Below are 17,921 nucleotides of genomic sequence, written 5' to 3' on the forward strand. Positions count from 1 at the left end.
GACAATGACTGACCGCGTGCGGCCAGCACGGCCGGAAGACGCCGCATGCCTGGCGGCACTGGCCAGCCTGGTATGGCTGGACACCTATGCCAGCGCAGGCATCCGTCCGGCACTGGCGCGTTATGTGCAAGCCAGTTTTACCCCGCAGGTGTTTCTGGACAAGCTGGCCGACCCGCAACAGCACATCCTGCTGTTGAAGCGTGATGGCCATCTACTGGCCTATGCCTTGCTGCAAGAGGATGCCGCCTGTCCTGGAGAGCCGGCCTGGCAGGCCGAGTTGGCCACGCTTTATGTCATGCCACGCTTTGCCAGGCAGGGGCTGGGACGGTGTTTGCTGTCGGCCAGCTTGCGACTGGCCGGCCAGCTGGGTTACCACGGCTTGTGGTTGAGCGTGTTTCACGGCAATCAGCAAGCACTGGCTTTTTATCGGCATCTGGGCTTGCAACAGGTAGCGGATTGCTATTTTGAGATGGAACAGGAGCGCCATCTCAATCATGTTTTTCTGCTGTCTGCTCTTGCCCAGGGGAACCATGTTGCGCCGCAATAATCGAATGACCCCAATACGCTTCCAACCCCGTCACTACTTATTCAATCCATCATGACATTCCTACGCCGCCTGGCTCCGGCCAGCCTGCTGTTGCTGCTGGCCGCTTGTACCCTGACCCAACCCAAAACCGAAATCACTGCCCCGAAAGTCCCGGTGAAGCCACGTGTGGCACTGGCACTGGGCGGCGGGGCGGCCAAGGGTTTTGCCCATATCGGCGTGATCAAGATGCTGGAAGCCAACGGCATCGTGCCGGACATCATCACCGGCACCAGTGCCGGCAGTGTGGTGGGCAGCTTGTACGCCTCCGGCCTGAACGGCATGCAGTTGCAGGCCAAGGCCATGCAGCTGGACGAGTCGGAACTCACCGACTGGACGCTGTCCACCAAGGGTTTCCTCAAGGGTGAAAAGCTGGAAGCCTATATCAACACCCAGCTGGGTAACCGTCCCATCGAGAAACTGCCGCGCCGCCTGGGCATCGTCGCCACCGAGCTGGATTCCGGCCAAAAGGTAGTGTTCCGCACCGGCAATACCGGCCAGGCCGTGCGTGCCTCGGCCAGCATTCCCAATGTTTTCCTGCCGGTGGTGATTGGCGGCAAGCGCTATGTTGATGGCGGCCTGGTCAGCCCGGTGCCGGTGTCGGCGGCGCGCGAGATGGGGGCGGATTTTGTCATCGCGGTGGATATTTCGGCCAAGCCCAAGGCCGGCAAGGCCACCGGTCTGTTTTCCATGCTGGACCAGAGCTTCAACATCATGAGTGGCCCGACGCTGGCGGCCGAACTGAAACAGGCGGATGTGGTGATTCGCCCCAATGTGCTGAATATCGGCTCGGCCGACTTCGAGGCGCGTCACCAGGCCATTCTGGAGGGTGAGAAGGCCACCCAGCAAATCATGGCGGTCTTGCGCAGCCGTTTGCAGCAGAAGTCGCTGGCCATGGCGCGTTAAAGCGCCGTTTGCCGGGCCTCGCCGTCTGGCTGTGGCCGGGAAAGATGGCATAATGCAGGCGTTGTCGGCCAAGCCGGGCAGACAATGCCTGTTTTGCGTTGCGCCCGGTGCCGCGTAAAACACCGTCTTTCACTCTGGGCGCAGCCCGCAAGGAGAACCGCATGATCAAACTCTACGGCGTGCAGCTGTCCGCTTACTACAACAAGGTCAAGATTGCCCTGCTGGAAAAGGGCGTCAATTTCCAGGAAGTACCCACCCGGCCCTCACAGGAACCAGCGCTGCTGGAACTGAGCCCGATGGGCAAGATTCCCTTTGTCGACATCAATGGCCATGCCCTGTCCGAGTCCACGGTGATCCTGGAATGGCTGGAAGATGCCTACCCCACCGCCGCCCTGCTGCCGCCGACGCCAAATGGCCGTGCCAGCGCGCGCGAACTGATGACCATGCTGGACTTGTACCTGATGCCGGCCGCCGCGCCCTTGTACCGCCATCTGCTGTTTGGTGCCGCGCTGGATGAGACAGGCAAGGCGACGGCCAAGGCGGCCATCGAGCGCAGCCTGCTGGCCGTGTCGCGCCTGGTGCAGTACGGCCCGTGGCTGGCAGGTGAGTATTTCAGCTATGCCGATATTTCAGCAGCCTGTGTGTTGCCGCTGGTGGCAGCGTCCACCCAGCAGGTGTATGGCGAAGATCTGACCACCATCATTCCGGGCATCGAAGACTATCTGGCCTTGCTGGGCAAGCGTTCCAGCGTGGCCCGCACCTGGCAGGACAGCGCCGCCGCCCGGGCGGCCTATCTGGAAGCCAGCAAGCAATAAGCCCGCTTACAGGACATCGAACAGCGGCAGTTGCTGCGGCTGGTCGGTGTCATCGGCCAGCCTGACCCCCACTCCCACCAGCCGTACCGGACGCTGGCCGCGGGCATAGGCGATTTCCAGCAGATCGCGGTAATCGGCGCTGCTCAGCTGCCGGCCGCTATGTTCGGCGGTGGTCTGGCTGAAATCGGCAAACTTCAGCTTTACGCTCAGCCCCTTGAATGGCGGATTCTCCGCCCGGGCAATGCGCCCCTGCAGCTTGCTCATCAGCTCTGGCAGCTTGTCCAGGCAGGCGGCCAGGTCGGGCAGGTCCTGCGCATAGGTCTCTTCCACACTGATGGACTTGCGGCTGCGGTCGGTGGAGACCGGCCGCTCGTCCTGTCCGCGCGCCAGTTGGTACAGCCGTTCGCCAAAGCGGCCAAAGTGGCGCATCAGGTCCAGCTTCTCCCATTGACGCAAGTCGCTGCAACGATGAATGCCCAACTGTTTCAGCTGGGTGGCCGTCACCTTGCCCACCCCGTGAATTTTTTCCACCGGCAGGCCCAGTACAAAGCTGTCGACATCCTGCGGCCGGATCACCAGTTGGCAATCCGGCTTGTTCCAGTCGCTGGCAATCTTGGCCAGAAACTTGTTGGGTGCGATGCCAGCCGAGGCCGTGATGCCGACTTCTGCCTGAATCTGCCGGCGAATGGCTGCGGCCATGCGGGTGGCGCTGCCCTGTTCATGTGGCTGGCAGCTGACATCCAGATAGGCCTCGTCCAGCGACAACGGTTCGATCAGCGGGGTATAGCGCTCGTAGATGGCCATGATCTGCTGGCTGGCCTCGCGATAGCGGCGCATGTCCGGTGGCAGGATGATCAGCTGCGGACACAGCCGCAAGGCACGCGCCGAAGACATGGCGCTGTGCACGCCGTAGCGGCGGGCGATGTAATTGCAAGTGGCGATGACGCCGCGGCTGTCGGGTTGGCCGCCCACCGCCAGCGGCACTTCGCGCAGGCTGGGGTCATCACGCATTTCGATGGCGGCGTAGAAACAGTCGCAATCGACATGGATGATCTTGCGTTGCCCGGTCATGCGGCCTCGTGATCAGTCGGCCGCGCGTTCGCTGTGGCCCAGTGTCTTGTCAGGTGCCACCTGGTCGCGTACCAGCTGTTTCAGCTGCTTGATGTCGGGAAAACCGCCATCGCGCTTGCGGTCCCACAGGGTCTGTTCATCGATGCTGATGCGGAACACGCCACCGCTGCCGGGACGCAGCGCCACTTCGGCCACTTCTTTTTCAAAGGTGGTCAGCAGCTCTTGTGCCATCCAGGCGGCGCGCAGCTGCCAGCGGCAGCCAGTGCAGTATTCAATGGCAATGCGGGGCAGGGAAGGCTGGGGTGTGCTGGGGGTATTCATGAGAGTCCGGCTTGAATGCAGTGCCGGATAGCATAACGCAGAATGAGGAAAAATCCGCCGGTTCCCTGAGTCGATCTATTATTTGACGGGGCTTGACTGGCAAGACCCGTTCTCCTCCATCGTGTTGACTCTTTTAGTGCAGACTTGGCGCTTACTACTGTGTAGGGTAACCGGCGGACTGAGCAGTACAAAGCGTTGTTCAACTCAATTCCCGGACGCCAGTGTGCCCAAGGATGGTGCGGCGGTAAAGCGATTACTCTAACAAAGGTCGAATGCTGCATTGCACGATGTCACATTGGCGCAACGTTGGGCAGAAAAATGCCCGCCGAAGCGGGCTGTGGCAATAATTGGCTAGAAAAATCAGCAGATTGGCAGGATTTGTCCAGCCCAAAACCCTTAGTGTTCCATCGCCATCGGCGCGTCTTTTTCCACCTGCACTTCCACGGTGACCGTGCCGGCCTTGGCAAACTTCAGCGTCAGCGGGAAGTGTTCGCCCGCCTTCAGCGGCTGTTTCAGGCCGATCAGCATGATGTGGTAGCCACCCGGGGCAAACTTCACCTCGCTGCCGGCGGCCACGGCCACGCCACCGCTCACTTCGCGCATGCGCATCACGCCGTTGTCGTTGATATGTACATGCAGTTCGGCCTTGTCGGCACGGGGGGTGCTGGCAGCCAGCAGGGTGTCGGCTTCCTTGCCGGTGTTCTTGATGCTGAGGTAGGCCGCGCCGGTGGGGCTGGCTTCCGGCATGGCACGGCTCCAGGGATGGCCCAGTTCCAGCGCGCCCAGCTTGAAGCTGTGGGCAGAAACAGTGGCGGCCAGCAGCAGGCCGGCAAGCAGGGTCAGCAGTCGGGACAGGGACATGGGATTCTCCAGAAATTTTGCGCTCGAAATTAGCACAGTTCAGACCATATTGCCTGCGACAAAGTGCCGCAGGTTGCGGGTTTGTCGGGATGCGACACCGACGTCGCCAGCGACGACGCTGCACTATCATTTCTGATGCAGGTATTTATAATCGGCCACTTATATTTCATGTATTTTCATCATGCTTGAAACCCTGTCGCTGAAGTTCCTGTTTGGCGGTTTGCTCAGCTTGCTGACCATTACCAATCCGCTGTCCAAGATTCCGCTGTTCATTTCGCTGACCCAGCAGATGAACGACGCCGGCCGTGCCAACCAGGCACGCCGAGCCTGCCTGTTTGCCGCAGCCATCATGCTGGTCAGCCTGCTGGCCGGTAACCTGATCATGGCGGCTTTCGGCATTTCCTATGGTGCGCTGCGCATTGCCGGCGGGCTGGTGGTGGCGGTACTGGGCTATCGCATGCTGTTTCTGTCGCAGGATCCCGGCATGGCCCCCAAAACCGGCGAACGTGAAGACTATGCCTTTTTCCCCTTGGCCATGCCCGGTATCAGCGGGCCGGGGACCATCGCGGTGGTGATCGGCATTTCCACCGAAATTGCCGAGCTATCCGGCTGGCCGGCCAAGGCGCTGGCCTTTGGCATGACTTTTGTGGCGATTGCCGGCACCAGTGTCGGCATGTGGCTGGTGCTGCGTTCCTCGGCCATGATCTCGGCCCGGTTGGGGCGTGGCGGGCGCGAGGTGACCACCCGGCTGATGGGCTTTTTGCTGATCTGCGTTGGCGTGCAGTTTGTCGGCTCCGGCATCCGTACCTTCATGGCCGGTTCCTGACGGGCGCAAGATCGTTCAAGTTTTCCGCTGATGGCTGTGCCAGAATGAGCCGGACCCTGTTTGTTCCGGTTTCATACCATGCCCTTGCCTGAGCACGAATTTTCCCGTTTCTTTCGCGCCGACGATATCGCGCCGCTGGAATGCCTGGATGCCTTTTACCGGCAGCAGGTGTTCGCGCCGCATTTCCACGAAGAATACGTAGTGAATGCCTTGCTGGCCGGGGCGCAGGCCTATCGCCACCGTGGCGGCAATCATATCGCCGGGGTGGGGGCGCTGGTGCTGATGAATCCGGGCGAGGTACATACTGGCGAGTGCGCGCACCAGCAAGGCTGGGCCTATCGCGGCTTTTATCCCTCAGCACAGCTGATTGGCCGGCTGGCGGCAGAAATCAGCGGCCAGAGCGGGGTGACGCCGTATTTTCGTGAAACCGTGGTGTTCGATCCACCACTGGCAGCGCGGCTAAGCCAGTTGCATCAGGTCTTGCGCGACAGCCGGGATACGCTGCAACGCGAAACGGCGCTGTATGCGGTGTTCAGCCAGGTGGTGTTGCGCCATATGCAGATTGCCGAGCGGCCACTGCGGCCGTGGCCACAGGCGGTGGAGCGGGCGCGGCAGCTGCTGGCCGATTGCGTGGCAGACAATCTGTCGCTGGCCACGCTGGCGCAGGCGGTTGGGCTGTCGCCATGGCAGCTGAACCGGCAGTTTTCCCGCCATCTGGGCTTGCCGCCGGTGGCCTGGCGCAATCAGTTGCGCGTGGTGCGTGCCCGACGCATGCTGGCCGATGGCCATAGTCCGTCGGCTACGGCGCTGGAGCTGGGCTTTGCCGACCAGCCACATCTTACCCGGGTGTTCCGGCACGCGCTGGGCATTACCCCGGCAGCTTATCAGCGCAGCCTCCGGCGTTGAGCGCAAGATCGTTCAAGTCAGCCTGCCATGCATGGTGATAGCGTGGTTGCTGTGTTCACCTTTATCATCGTCCCATGTCTCAACAAACCTGTTCATCCCGTCGCGCGCTACTGCTGGAAGGCGTGCGCGATACCGTGCCCATGCTGGTGGGCGCTGCTCCGTTTGGTGTCATCTTCGGTACGCTGGCCATTGCCGCCGGCCTGTCCAGCGCCACGGCCATCGGCATGTCGGTGCTGGTGTTTGCCGGCTCTTCGCAATTCATCGGGGTCAGCCTGATCGGGGCCGGCACCGCCTTGCCGGTGCTGTGGCTTACCACTTTTGTGGTGAATCTGCGCCATGCGCTGTACAGCGCCACCTTGCTGCCCTTTGCCCGTGACTGGTCGCTGGCCTGGCGCTGGCCGCTGGCGTTCTGGCTGACCGATGAAACCTTTGCCGTGGTTGAACACCGCTTTCGCACCAAAGGCGCCCAGGGCGGCCAGTGGTACTGGCTGGGCTCGTCGCTGGCCATGTATGGCAACTGGTTGCTATGGACGGTGGTGGGGGTGAGCCTAGGGCAGTCGCTGCCCGGCCTCGCCAATCTGGGGCTGGATTTCGCCATGGGGGCGACCTTTGCCGCCATTGTCGCACCACAGCTCAAGCGCCGGCCGGCACTGGGTGCCGCCGTGGCGGCTGGTGTGGTGGCCATGCTGGGGCGAGGCCTGCCCTACAAGCTGGACCTGATGCTGGCAGCGCTGGCCGGGGTGACAAGTGGCCTGCTGCTGGAAGGGCTGGCCGGGCGCAAGGAGCAGAGCACATGAACCACTGGCTTGCCATCAGCGGCATGATGCTGCTGACCGTGTTGATTCGCGCCAGCTTTCTGGTGTTTGGCCAGCGGCTGGCTTTTCCCGACTGGCTGAACCGGGCACTGCACTATGTACCGCCGGCCGTGTTGTCCGCGCTGGTGGTGCCGATGGCGCTGGCACCAGCCGGCACGGTGGATATCAGCCTGCAAAATGCCTACCTGCCGGGCATCATCGTTGCCGCGCTGGTGGCATGGAAAAGCGGCAAGACCTTGCTGGCGATTGTGATCAGCTTTGTGGTGTACGGCCTGTGGCGCTGGGGCTTTGTGCCCGGCTGATGGCTTCGGCCTGTTCCGGTGCGCCCAGCAGCAGGACCAGCCTGGCGCGCCAGTTATCGGCCTGCCAGGCTTCGCGCAACATGTCGCGCCACTCCACCAGGCTGACCCATAGCGGGTTGAAGCTGTTGACCGGCTTGACCGTGCCATAGTCGCAGGGTTCATCGTCGCGTTCGGTTACGAAGCTGCCGAACAGCCGGTCCCAGATGCACAGCACGCCGGCATAGTTGCGGTCGATATAGCAGGGATTGCGCGCGTGGTGGCTGCGATGGATGGAGGGGGTGTTGAACACGTATTCCAGCCAGCCCAGCTTGGGAATGGCCTGGGTGTGCACAAAAAACTGGAAGGCCAGATTCAGCAGCACCACGCCGACCACCTGTTGTGGCGGGAAGCCCAGCCAGGCCAGCGGCAGCCAGAAGGCCCACATGCCGGCCAGCGGATACATCAGGCTCTGGCGAAAGGCAGTGGAAAAATTCATCCGTGTCGAGCTGTGGTGCACGCTATGCGCCGCCCACAGCCAGCGTATGCGGTGGCTGGCGCGGTGAAACCAGTAATAGAGGAAATCCTGCGCCAGGAACAGGCCAACAAAGCTCAGCCAGCTGGCCGAAAAAGTGAACAGGCGGTGTTGCTGGTAGAGCCAGCCATACAGCGGCAGCACCAGCAGCCAGGCCAGCTTGTCGGCAGCCTGATGCAACAGGGCGAGGCAGGCATTGCACAGGCTGTCGCGCCAGTCGTAGATATTACTGCGGCCCTGTCGCTGCCAGTAATACAGCTCCCAGCCTATGCAGCCCAGAAACAGCGGTGCCAGCGCCAATAGCAGCAATTGCACGTCGAATTGCATGATGTCTTCCTCGTAGATGGCCTTGCGTCATCGCGCAAACGCTCGATTGGAGTTGTGGCTCTATTTCTACAGGAAGGAGGCGGCTGGGGGCAACAGTTCTGCATGAACGCGGGGGCAAACTGGCCCCCGGCTGTGGCAGGAATGGCTGACCGGTACTCAGCGCCGGGCGTTGCCTATGCTCATCAGCATGCCCATGCCGACAAACAGGGTGACGGTGGCGGTGCCACCGTAGGAGACAAAGGGCAGTGGCACGCCCACCACTGGCAGAATGCCGGCCACCATGCCCATGTTGACGAAGGCATAGACGAAGAAGGACAGGGTGATGGCACCGGCCATGGCACGGCCGTACAGGGTTTGCGCGCCGGCGGTGATCATCATGGCGCGGCTGAGCACCAGGGTGTACAGGAATACCAGCACCACATTGCCGACCAGGCCGAACTCTTCCGAATACACGGCGAAGATGAAGTCGGTGGTGCGTTCCGGGATGTAGTCCAGGTGGGTCTGGGTGCCGTTGAGCCAGCCCTTGCCCCAAGGGCCGCCCGAGCCGATGGCAATCATGGACTGGATGATGTGGTAGCCCGCGCCCAGCGGGTCTTCCATCGGATCGATCATGGTCATCACCCGGCGGCGCTGGTAATCGTGCAGCATGTTCCACACTACCGGCATGCTGGCCCCGGCCGCCACCATGCCGCCCAGAATCACCTTCCACGGCAGGCCGACGAAGAACAGCACGAAAAAGCCGGAGGCGGCGATCAGCATGGTGGTGCCCAGGTCAGGCTGTTTCAGTACCAGCGCGCAGGGAATGGCGATCATCACCGCGGCTACCAGGTAGTGCCACCAGCGCATGGAGAGCTCGTACTTCTGGAAGAACCAGGCCAGCATCATCGGCAGGGCGATCTTCATGATTTCCGAAGGCTGGATGCGGGTAATGCCCAGTTCCAGCCAGCGGGTGGAGCCGTTCACCGTTACGCCCTTGAAATGCACCGCCAGTAGCAACACCACCCCGATGCCATAGATGGGCGGGGCAAAGTTCATGATGCTTTGCGGCCGGCTGCGTGCCAGCAGCCACATGATGGTGAGCGACAGCAGGGTGTAGATCAGCTTGTTGTCGATCTTGTCCAGGCCCTGGTTATTGGCGGAATACAGCACCACCAGGCTGAGGGCGAAGATCAGTCCCAGAAACAGCATCAGCGGGCCATCAAGCGGAGCCTTGATCGCCAGCCACAGCCGCCTAATCAGATGTGGCTGCAGAGTCATCGGCGGTATCCATTGGCACGGTCTTCATGTCTCCGCTGATGGAGCTGGGGACCTTGCCGGTCATATAGTAATCGAACAGGCCGCGCGCGATCGGCGCTGCCGCTGCCGCGCCGAAGCCGGCGTTTTCCACGATGACCGCAACGGCAATCCTGGGCTTGTCCACCGGGGCGAAGGCGACAAACCAGGAATGGTCGCGGTATTGCTCGGCCAGGGCCGAGGCGTTGTACTTGGCCCCCTGCTTGATGGCCACCACCTGGGCGGTACCGGTCTTGCCAGCCATGGTATAGGGCAGGCCAATCCCCAGCCGCCAGGCAGTGCCGCCCGGTTTCAGCACCGATTGCATGGCGGTTTTGACGTATTCGAAGTTTTCCAGCTTGAAGGGCAGGGTACGATCCGGTTTGGCCTCAACCAGCCGGCTCTTGCCGCTCTTGGCGTCCACCACCTCTTGTACCAGGTGCGGCTTGTAGGCCACACCGTCATTGGCGAGGATGGCCACCGCATTGGCCATTTGCAGCGGGGTGTAGGCATTGAAGCCCTGACCGATGCCGATGCTCACCACATCGGCCGGATACCAGCGACGGTATTCTTCCTTGTAACGGGCAAAGCGCTTGGCTTTCCATTCCTTGGTGGGCAGCACACCGCTGGCCTCGCCATCGAGGTCGATGCCGGTGGGGCGGCCCAGGCCAAACTGGCCGACGGTGGGGGCGATCTTGTCGATGCCCATATCCCAGGCCAGCTTGTAGAAAAAGGTATCACTGGATACCTGGATGGCCTTGGCCAGATTGGCCGAGCCGTTACCGTTCTTGTTGCTGTCGCGGAACTGGTGGCTGGAGCCGGGCAGGGTAAAGAAGGCCGGTGCCGGGCGTACATCGTGCATGCCGATGGAGTGGGTTTCCAGCGCGGCCATCGACATGAAGGGTTTGAAGGTGGAGCCGGGCGGATAGGTGCCGCGCAGGGCGCGGTTGATCATCGGTTTTTGCCAGTCGCTGTTGAGGGCGGCCCAGCTTTGGCTGTCGATGCCGTCGATGAACAGGTTGGGATCGAAACCCGGCTTGGACAGGAAGGCCAGCACGCCGCCGGTTTGCGGGTCAATCGCCACCAGTGCGCCGCGACGGTTGCCGAACAGCTTGTCGGCCACTTCCTGCAGGCGGATGTCCAGAGCCAGTTTCAGGTTGTTGCCATTCACCGGCGGGGTGCGGCGCAGGCTGCGGATGGCGCGGCCGCCGGAGTCGGTTTCCACTTCCTCGAAGCCTACCTGGCCGTGCAGGTCATCTTCATACACTGCTTCCAGGCCGGTTTTGCCGATGTAATTGGTGCCTTTGTAATTGGTACTTTTATCTTCGTCGTCCAGCTGTTCCTGGTCTTTCTGGTTGATGCGGCCGATATAGCCCAGTACATGGCTGGTGAGTTCCTTGTAGGGGTAGTCGCGGAACAGGCGGGCCTTGACCTCGACGCCGGGATAACGCCAGGCATTGGCGGCCACCCGTGCGGCTTCCTCCTCGGAGAGCTTGACCTTGAGCGGGATGGATTCGAAATCCTTGGACTCGCCCAGCAGCTTCCTGAACAGTTTTTCATCGCGCGGCGTGATATTGACCAGCTTGGCCAGCTCGGCAATGGTGGCGTTCATGTCCGGCATCTTGCTGGGCACCAGTTCCAGCGTGTAGGCCGAGTAGTTTTGCGCCAGGATCACCCCGTTGCGGTCCATGATCAGGCCGCGGTTGGGCAGGATGGGCAGCAGCGAGATGCGGTTGTTTTGCGCCAGCGTGGAAAAGTGCTCGTGCTGGTAGACCTGCAGCCAGACAAAACGGGCAATCAGGATGCAGAACATCAGCAGCATGAAGCAATAGGCCACGATCAGCCTGAGCTGGAACTGGCCGTCTTCAGCCTGCGGATTCTTGAAGCGGGTAGGGCGCACGTCTTACACCGAATGATGACGGTAAGGCAGCAACAGCAGCTTGGTCAGCAAGGGCCACAATAGCGCGCCGATCAGCGGCGGCAGGAAATAGCTCCAGCCGACAAAGGCCGAACCGTTAAGCATGCGTGCCACCACCATGATGCTCTGGTTGCACAGCATCAGCCCCAGCACGGCCAGGGCTTGCTGGCCCAGATTGAACATCACCAGCTGGCGCTGGCGGCTGAGCGCCAGATAGGCGGTGGCGGAATAGGCCAGTGCATGTTGTCCCAGCATGCCGGCGGTGGCGATGTCGGCCACCAGCCCCATCAGGAAGGCGACGCCGACATTGACCCGGCGCGGCTGGTTGATCAGCCAGTACAACAGTACCAGGCTGATGAAGTCGGGCAGCCAGCGGGTGGAGCCATGCGGCAGCGGAATCATCTCCACCAGCACCGCCAGCAGCAGGGTCATGAAAATGAAGCGGCGCTTGACCGGCTTGAGCAATTCCTTGGGGCGGTCGAACGACATGCTTACTCCGAATCGGCGGGCTTTTTGCCCTTGGTCTTTTTCACCGGAACAACCGGCTCGGCCGGACGCGGTGGCGTCTGGCCCTTTTCTTGCAGTACCAGCACGAAACGGGTTTGCTGCACGCCAGCCAGCGGCTCGGTGGTGATGCGGCTGAACGCTGCACCGGCGTTACGCTCCACCTTGCTCACCCGCGCCACCGGCGTGCCTTCCTGGTACAGGCCGTCGATGCCGGAGGTCACCACCATATCGTTTTCGCGCACATCGGCATGCAGCGGCAGGTAGCGGATTTCCACCCCACCACCATAGCCGTACAGAATGGCACGCTCGCCGGTACGGGCAATCATCACCGGTACCATCTGGTTCTTGTCGATGATCAGCGACACTTCGGCGGTCAAGGGCTGCACGCGGGTGATCTGCCCCAGCAGGCCATGGCCGTCCACTACCGGTTGTCCCGGCTGCAGATGGGCGTCGGCCCCCTTGTCGATGATGATCTTGTACGAGAAAGGATCGCGCCCGGTATACAGCGTCTCTGCCAGCTGGGCGGCATCATTGCGGCTGGCCTTGATGGCATTCAGGCTACGCAGCTCGTTCAGCTCGCGCTCCAGCGTCTCCAGCCGTGCCAGCCGGGCGGACATTTCCAGCTGGCGGGTGCGCAACTGGTCATTTTCGCTTTTGAGATCGGCCTGCACGGTGAAGTAGTCGCTGACATGGCGCACCATGCCCAGCGGCAGGTTGACGGCGCGCTGCAGCGGATACAGCACCAGCGACATGCCGTCGCGGGCCTGTTCCATCAGTCCATAGCGGCTGTCACCCACCAAGAGTGCGATGGAGGCCAGGGCACAGAGAAGCAGGCGCGTGCCAGGCTTGGGCCCGGAGCGGAAAAAGCTGGGGGTGTTGGCGAAGTCCATCAGGCGGTATGCCGCCCCTTGACGGGGCAGCCGCAGGTCCGTTTAGGAAAGAATCAGGGTACGTTGGTGAAGATGGTGCCGATCTTGTCCATCTTTTCCAGTGCCTTGCCCGAGCCGCGTACCACGCAGGTCAGCGGTTCCTCGGCCACGAATACCGGCAGGCCGGTCTCTTCGGCCAGCAGGCGGTCGATGTCCTTGAGCAGCGCACCGCCACCGGTCAGTACCATGCCCTTGTCGGCGATGTCGGCACCCAGTTCCGGCGGGGTCTGTTCCAGAGCAATCTTCACGGCGGACACGATCTGGTTCAAGGGCTCGGTCAGCGCTTCCAGGATTTCGTTGGAAGACACGGTGAAGGCGCGCGGAATGCCCTCGGCCAGGTTGCGGCCCTTGACTTCCATTTCACGCACTTCGGCGCCCGGGAAGGCCGAGCCGATGGTTTTCTTGATTTCTTCGGCGGTGGTTTCGCCAATCAGCATGCCGTAGTTGCGGCGGATGTAGTTGATGATGGCTTCATCGAACTTGTCACCGCCAACACGTACCGAGTTGGAATACACCACACCACCCAGCGAGATCACACCCACTTCGGTGGTGCCACCACCGATGTCCACCACCATGGAGCCGGTCGGCTCTTCCACCGGCAGGCCGGCACCGATGGCAGCCGCCATCGGTTCTTCGATCAGCTCGACGCGGCGCGCGCCGGCAGCCAGGGCCGAGTCGCGAATCGCCTTGCGTTCCACCTGGGTGGAGCCGCAGGGTACGCAGATCACGATGCGCGGGCTGGCAGCAAAGAAGCGGTTGGGGTTCACCTTCTTGATGAACTGCTTGAGCATCTGCTCGGTGACGGTGAAGTCGGCGATCACGCCATCCTTCATCGGACGAATGGCCTGGATGGAGCCCGGAGTACGTCCCAGCATGCGTTTTGCTTCCAGGCCGACGGCCAGGATGGATTTCTTGTTGGTGGGTACATCGCTGTGAATGGCGACCACGGATGGTTCGTCAAGCACGATGCCCTTGCCACGCATGTAAATGAGGGTGTTGGCCGTGCCAAGGTCGATGGCAAGGTCGTTGGAGAAGTATCCGGTGAGCGAACGAAACATTGGGCGGTCCTGGTTCAGTTTCCGTCAGTCGGGCGCGATGCGCGTCCGGCAAATTCTTGCATGGGCTTGGGTTCCCGGCTCCCGTCGCAGCGCACGTCCAGGCTGGCCTGAAACGGCGGGCGGCGGCCCTCCGGGGGACATCATTGTTGCATCACGTCGCACAAATAAACAGCAAGGCGGGCTGGCAGAAAACCCTAGCCGCAGCAGCATGATTCATGGTGCGAAGTGTGATGTCGATCTTGGGAGAATCAAACCCGTTATGATACCCTATAAAGCTTGAAATATTAAAGGTTTTAACGAGGACGCCATGTCTCTGACGCACCAGGATGTCGCGCGGATTGCCAAGCTTGCCCGCATCAACGTAAGCGATGAAGAAATCGCCGCGGTTGGCAACCAGCTTAACAATATTTTTGGCCTGATCGAGAAGATGCAGGCCGTCAACACCGATGGCATCGAACCGATGGCCCATCCGCAGGATGTAAGCCTGCGTCTGCGTGAAGACATCGTGACCCAAACCAACCAGCGCGAGGCGTTTCAAGCGGTCGCCCCGCAGGTGGAAAAGGGCCTGTTCCTCGTTCCCAAGGTGATCGAGTGAGTTTCAGAGCAGCACGGTTTCGGATGGTTCCCGCTTGGGAATGGCTTTTTCCGACCCCGTTCTGCCGTCCTGCCATGGCAGGCACACCCGCTCACTGATCCCAGCTTAACCGGATATCAAGACAAAATGACGAACGCCACCCTCAAGCAACTGTCGCAACAACTGGCGGCGGGCGAGGTGTCGAGCGTGGAATTGGCCACGCACTACCTCGACCGCATCGAGGCGCTGAACCCGCAGCTGAACGCCTTCATCACCGTGGACCGCGTCCGCACCCTGGCCGATGCCGCTGCGGCTGATGCTGCTCGCGCCGCTGGCCAGGCCGGCCTGCTCACCGGCGTGCCGATGGTGCACAAGGACATCTTCTGTCAGCAGGGCTGGAAAACCAGCTGCGGCTCGAAGATGCTGGATAACTTCATCTCGCCTTACAGCGCGCATGTGGTGGAGCAGTGCAATGCCGCCGGCCTGGTGACATTGGGTCGCGCCAATATGGACGAATTCGCCATGGGCTCGTCCAATGAAAACAGTTTCTACGGCGCAGTGAAAAACCCGTGGGACCTGAACGCCATTCCGGGCGGCTCTTCCGGTGGCTCGGCCGCTGCCGTGGCGGCCCGTCTGACGCCGGTGGCCACCGCTACTGATACCGGCGGCTCCATTCGCCAGCCGGCCAGCCATTGCGGCGTGACCGGCATCAAGCCCACCTATGGCGTGGTGTCGCGCTACGGCATGGTGGCCTATGCCTCCTCGCTGGATCAGGGCGGCCCGATTGCCCAGACCGCCGAAGACTGCGCGCTGATGCTGAACGTGATGGCCGGTTTTGACGAGCGCGATTCCACCAGCCTGGAGCGTGCCCGCGAAGACTACACCCGCGAGCTGAACCAGCCGCTGGCCGGTTTGCGTGTGGGCCTGCCGCGCGAGTACTTTGCCGACGGCCTGGATGCCGACGTGGCCAAGGTGATCGAAGACGCCGTGGCCGAGCTGAAAAAGCAGGGCGCACAGGTGGTGGATATCAGCCTGCCCAATACCGAGCTGTCCATCCCGGCCTACTACGTGATCGCCCCGGCCGAAGCCTCCACCAACCTGTCGCGCTTTGATGGTGTGCGCTACGGCCACCGTGCGGCTGATTACAAAGACCTGGTGGATATGTATGAAAAGACCCGTGCCGAAGGTTTTGGCGCGGAGGTGAAGCGTCGCATCCTGGTGGGCAGCTATGTGCTGTCGCATGGCTATTACGACGCCTACTACCTGAAGGCGCAGAAGATCCGCCGCCTGATCGCCAACGATTTCAAGGCCGCGTTTGAGCAGTGCGACGTGATCCTGGGGCCGGTGGCCCCGACCGCCGCCTTCAATATCGGCGAGAAGTCCGGCGATCCGGTTCAGATGTATCTGTCTGACATCTACACCCTGTCGGTCAACCTGGCCGGCCTGCCCGGCATGAGCGTGCCGGCCGGTTTCGACCGTCGTGGCCGCCCGGTGGGTCTGCAGATCATCGGCAATTATTTTGGCGAAGCAAAAATGCTGAATGTGGCGCATCAGTTCCAGTTGGCTACCGACTGGCACACCCGCGCCCCCGCCCTGTAATCAAGCGCGTGCAGGGGCGTGCGTTGTGCGCCCCCTGACGGCATAGCAAAAGGATTTCTCCGCGATGAAATGGGAAGTCGTCATCGGTCTTGAGGTGCATGTGCAGCTCAACACCGCTACCAAGATTTTTTCCGGCACCAGCACCGCTTTCGGTGCCGAGCCGAACACCCAGGCCTCGGCCGTGGAACTGGCCTTCCCCGGCGTGCTGCCGGTGCTGAACAAGGCCGTGGTGGAAAAAGCCATCCGCCTGGGCCTGGCACTGGGCTCCAAGATCAACCAGAAGAACGTGTTTGCGCGCAAAAACTACTTCTACCCCGATCTGCCCAAGGGCTACCAGATCAGCCAGATGGAGCTGCCGATTGTCGAAGGCGGTGTGCTGCCGATTCTGGTGGGTGAAGAAGAAAAGCTGGTCAAGCTGACCCGCGCCCACATGGAAGAAGACGCCGGCAAATCGCTGCATGAAGACTTCAGCGGCATGACCGGCATCGACCTCAACCGTGCCGGTACTCCGCTCTTGGAAGTGGTGTCCGAACCGGACATGCGCTCGCCGGAAGAGGCCGTGGCCTATGCCCGCGCCCTGCACAGCCTGGTGATGTGGCTGGGTATTTGCGATGGCAATATGCAGGAAGGCAGCTTCCGCGTGGATGCCAACGTTTCGGTGCGCCCGTTTGGCCAGCAGGAGTTCGGTACCCGCCGCGAAATCAAGAACCTCAACTCCTTCCGCTTTCTGGAGCAGGCCATCAAGTACGAAATCCAGTGGCAGATCGACACCCTGGAAGATGGCGGCCGCGTGGAGCAGGCGACCGTGCTGTTCGACCCGGACAGCGGCGAAACCCGCATGATGCGCAGCAAGGAAGATGCGCACGACTACCGCTACTTCCCCGATCCGGACTTGCTGCCGGTGCGTATTGCCGACGAGCAGATCGAACGCATCCGCAGCGAAATGCCCGAGCTGCCGGCTGCCATGAAGGCGCGCTTTGTCGAAGCCTTCGGCGTGTCGTCCTACGATGCCGCGCTCTTGACCGGTAGCCGCGCCACGGCGGAATACTTCGAAGCGGTGGCCCAGGCCTCGGGTCAGGGCAAGCTGGCTGCCAACTGGGTGAATGGCGAAATCGCCGCCCGCCTGAACCGCGATGGCAAGGACATCAGCGCTTGCCCGATTACCGCCGAGCGCCTGACCGGCCTGATCCAGCGCATTGCCGACAACACCCTGTCCAGCAAACTGGCCAAGCAGGTGTTCGATGCCTTGTGGGATAGCGATCTGTCCGCCGATGCCATCATCGAGCGCGATGGCCTGAAGCAGGTGTCCGATGTGGGCGCCATCGAGAAAATGGTGGAAGAAGCCATCGCGGCCAACCCCAAGGCGGTGGAAGAGTACCGTGCCGGCAAGGAAAAGGCGCTCAATGCGCTGGCCGGTCAGGTGATGAAGGCTTCCAAGGGCAAGGCCAATCCGGCTCAGGTGCAGGATATCCTGAAACAGAAACTGGCCTGATTCACCTGCCGCCATCCCCTGGCGGCGGTGTTCAGCGAACGGCATGCTGCGGCATGCCGTTCTGTTTTTGCAGTTTAAATGGACCATTTTAACTGCCCCCTGCTGTTTTTCCGGACTGGCCACCGCTTGGCATTTGATTGTCATGGAAAAATCATTGTGTTGTCTTCCCGCACCATTTCAGCTCATAGCTCACTTTGACTGCCGGTATTAACCCACTGATTTGACACGGAAAGCGCTTTTTGAGGCTGTCGCTAAGTCATTGTCGCAAAAGGTGAATTAGCGCCGAGTGATGTTGACCATAGTGAAGTTCTTTCTTATAGTGGCGAAA

Annotated in this window: 19 protein-coding genes; 10 read left to right on the forward strand and 9 right to left on the reverse strand. The window is 61.4% G+C overall.

Features of this window, described 5'->3' with window-relative positions; genetic code table 11:
* Positions 1–4: 4 nt before the first annotated feature.
* The 3 genes from EAY64_RS01140 (at position 5) to EAY64_RS01150 (ending at position 2,304) form a co-directional block, all read left to right on the forward strand.
* On the forward strand, positions 5–547 hold the full coding sequence (locus tag EAY64_RS01140; protein WP_103522947.1) for a GNAT family N-acetyltransferase: 543 nt from the start codon (positions 5–7) through the stop codon (positions 545–547).
* 51 nt (positions 548–598) lie between these two features.
* On the forward strand, positions 599–1,489 hold the full coding sequence (locus tag EAY64_RS01145) for a patatin-like phospholipase family protein (protein ID WP_103522948.1): 891 nt from the start codon (positions 599–601) through the stop codon (positions 1,487–1,489).
* Positions 1,490–1,650: 161 nt separating this feature from the next.
* Positions 1,651–2,304, forward strand: coding sequence for a glutathione S-transferase family protein (locus tag EAY64_RS01150; RefSeq protein WP_103522949.1), 654 nt, complete (start codon positions 1,651–1,653; stop codon positions 2,302–2,304).
* Positions 2,305–2,310: 6 nt separating this feature from the next.
* On the opposite strand, the gene dinB is transcribed toward EAY64_RS01150, so the two are convergent.
* The 3 genes from dinB to EAY64_RS01165 all read right to left on the reverse strand — a co-directional run bounded on the left by dinB (position 2,311) and on the right by EAY64_RS01165 (position 4,557).
* Positions 2,311–3,375, reverse strand: coding sequence for a DNA polymerase IV (gene dinB / locus EAY64_RS01155; RefSeq protein WP_103522950.1), 1,065 nt, complete (start codon positions 3,373–3,375; stop codon positions 2,311–2,313).
* A gap of 12 nt (positions 3,376–3,387) precedes the next feature.
* Positions 3,388–3,696, reverse strand: a complete 309-nt coding sequence (locus tag EAY64_RS01160; RefSeq protein ID WP_103522951.1) for an Rdx family protein — start codon at positions 3,694–3,696, stop codon at positions 3,388–3,390.
* A 396-nt stretch (positions 3,697–4,092) separates the two neighbouring features.
* Positions 4,093–4,557: a copper chaperone PCu(A)C gene (locus EAY64_RS01165; protein ID WP_103522952.1), complete on the reverse strand. Its 465-nt coding sequence runs from the start codon at positions 4,555–4,557 to the stop codon at positions 4,093–4,095.
* Between the two features lie 181 nt (positions 4,558–4,738).
* Here EAY64_RS01165 and EAY64_RS01170 point away from each other — a divergent pair, with 181 nt between their 5' ends.
* The 4 genes from EAY64_RS01170 to EAY64_RS01185 all read left to right on the forward strand — a co-directional run bounded on the left by EAY64_RS01170 (position 4,739) and on the right by EAY64_RS01185 (position 7,406).
* Complete coding sequence (locus EAY64_RS01170; RefSeq protein WP_103522953.1) at positions 4,739–5,383, forward strand: MarC family NAAT transporter; 645 nt, start codon at positions 4,739–4,741, stop codon at positions 5,381–5,383.
* A gap of 78 nt (positions 5,384–5,461) precedes the next feature.
* A complete protein-coding gene (locus EAY64_RS01175) occupies positions 5,462–6,289 on the forward strand; it encodes an AraC family transcriptional regulator (RefSeq protein ID WP_103522954.1) in 828 nt (275 codons plus the stop codon).
* 74 nt (positions 6,290–6,363) lie between these two features.
* On the forward strand, positions 6,364–7,086 hold the full coding sequence (locus EAY64_RS01180; protein WP_103522955.1) for an AzlC family ABC transporter permease: 723 nt from the start codon (positions 6,364–6,366) through the stop codon (positions 7,084–7,086).
* On the forward strand, positions 7,083–7,406 hold the full coding sequence (locus EAY64_RS01185) for an AzlD domain-containing protein (protein WP_103522956.1): 324 nt from the start codon (positions 7,083–7,085) through the stop codon (positions 7,404–7,406). Before EAY64_RS01180 ends, EAY64_RS01185 begins: the two co-directional genes overlap by 4 nt.
* Here EAY64_RS01185 and EAY64_RS01190 read toward each other — a convergent pair.
* The 6 genes from EAY64_RS01190 to EAY64_RS01215 all read right to left on the reverse strand — a co-directional run bounded on the left by EAY64_RS01190 (position 7,357) and on the right by EAY64_RS01215 (position 13,928).
* Positions 7,357–8,244: a sterol desaturase family protein gene (locus tag EAY64_RS01190; RefSeq protein WP_103522957.1), complete on the reverse strand. Its 888-nt coding sequence runs from the start codon at positions 8,242–8,244 to the stop codon at positions 7,357–7,359. The two genes, EAY64_RS01185 and EAY64_RS01190, sit on opposite strands and share 50 nt — an antisense overlap.
* A gap of 156 nt (positions 8,245–8,400) precedes the next feature.
* Entirely contained in the window at positions 8,401–9,501 is a 1,101-nt protein-coding gene (gene rodA / locus EAY64_RS01195; RefSeq protein ID WP_199106488.1) for a rod shape-determining protein RodA, read from the reverse strand.
* Complete coding sequence (mrdA, locus tag EAY64_RS01200) at positions 9,476–11,416, reverse strand: penicillin-binding protein 2 (protein WP_226034223.1); 1,941 nt, start codon at positions 11,414–11,416, stop codon at positions 9,476–9,478. Before mrdA ends, rodA begins: the two co-directional genes overlap by 26 nt.
* Before the next feature lie 3 nt (positions 11,417–11,419).
* Complete coding sequence (gene mreD, locus EAY64_RS01205) at positions 11,420–11,923, reverse strand: rod shape-determining protein MreD (protein WP_103522958.1); 504 nt, start codon at positions 11,921–11,923, stop codon at positions 11,420–11,422.
* A gap of 2 nt (positions 11,924–11,925) precedes the next feature.
* On the reverse strand, positions 11,926–12,831 hold the full coding sequence (mreC, locus tag EAY64_RS01210) for a rod shape-determining protein MreC (RefSeq protein ID WP_103522959.1): 906 nt from the start codon (positions 12,829–12,831) through the stop codon (positions 11,926–11,928).
* A 53-nt stretch (positions 12,832–12,884) separates the two neighbouring features.
* On the reverse strand, positions 12,885–13,928 hold the full coding sequence (locus EAY64_RS01215; protein WP_103522960.1) for a rod shape-determining protein: 1,044 nt from the start codon (positions 13,926–13,928) through the stop codon (positions 12,885–12,887).
* Between the two features lie 307 nt (positions 13,929–14,235).
* Between EAY64_RS01215 and gatC the strand changes: the two genes are divergently transcribed.
* The 3 genes from gatC (at position 14,236) to gatB (ending at position 17,593) form a co-directional block, all read left to right on the forward strand.
* Positions 14,236–14,523, forward strand: coding sequence for an Asp-tRNA(Asn)/Glu-tRNA(Gln) amidotransferase subunit GatC (gene gatC, locus EAY64_RS01220; RefSeq protein WP_059284572.1), 288 nt, complete (start codon positions 14,236–14,238; stop codon positions 14,521–14,523).
* A gap of 126 nt (positions 14,524–14,649) precedes the next feature.
* Positions 14,650–16,101 (forward strand): Asp-tRNA(Asn)/Glu-tRNA(Gln) amidotransferase subunit GatA, encoded by a 1,452-nt coding sequence (gene gatA, locus EAY64_RS01225; protein ID WP_103522961.1) that lies wholly within the window; start codon positions 14,650–14,652, stop codon positions 16,099–16,101.
* Positions 16,102–16,165: 64 nt separating this feature from the next.
* The gene (gene gatB, locus EAY64_RS01230; RefSeq protein WP_103522962.1) at positions 16,166–17,593 is read left to right on the forward strand and encodes an Asp-tRNA(Asn)/Glu-tRNA(Gln) amidotransferase subunit GatB; all 1,428 of its coding nucleotides are present in this window, start codon (positions 16,166–16,168) and stop codon (positions 17,591–17,593) included.
* The last annotated feature ends 328 nt before the right edge of the window (positions 17,594–17,921 follow it).

Source organism: Aquitalea palustris, from assembly GCF_003693445.1.
Classification (GTDB): domain Bacteria; phylum Pseudomonadota; class Gammaproteobacteria; order Burkholderiales; family Chromobacteriaceae; genus Aquitalea; species Aquitalea palustris.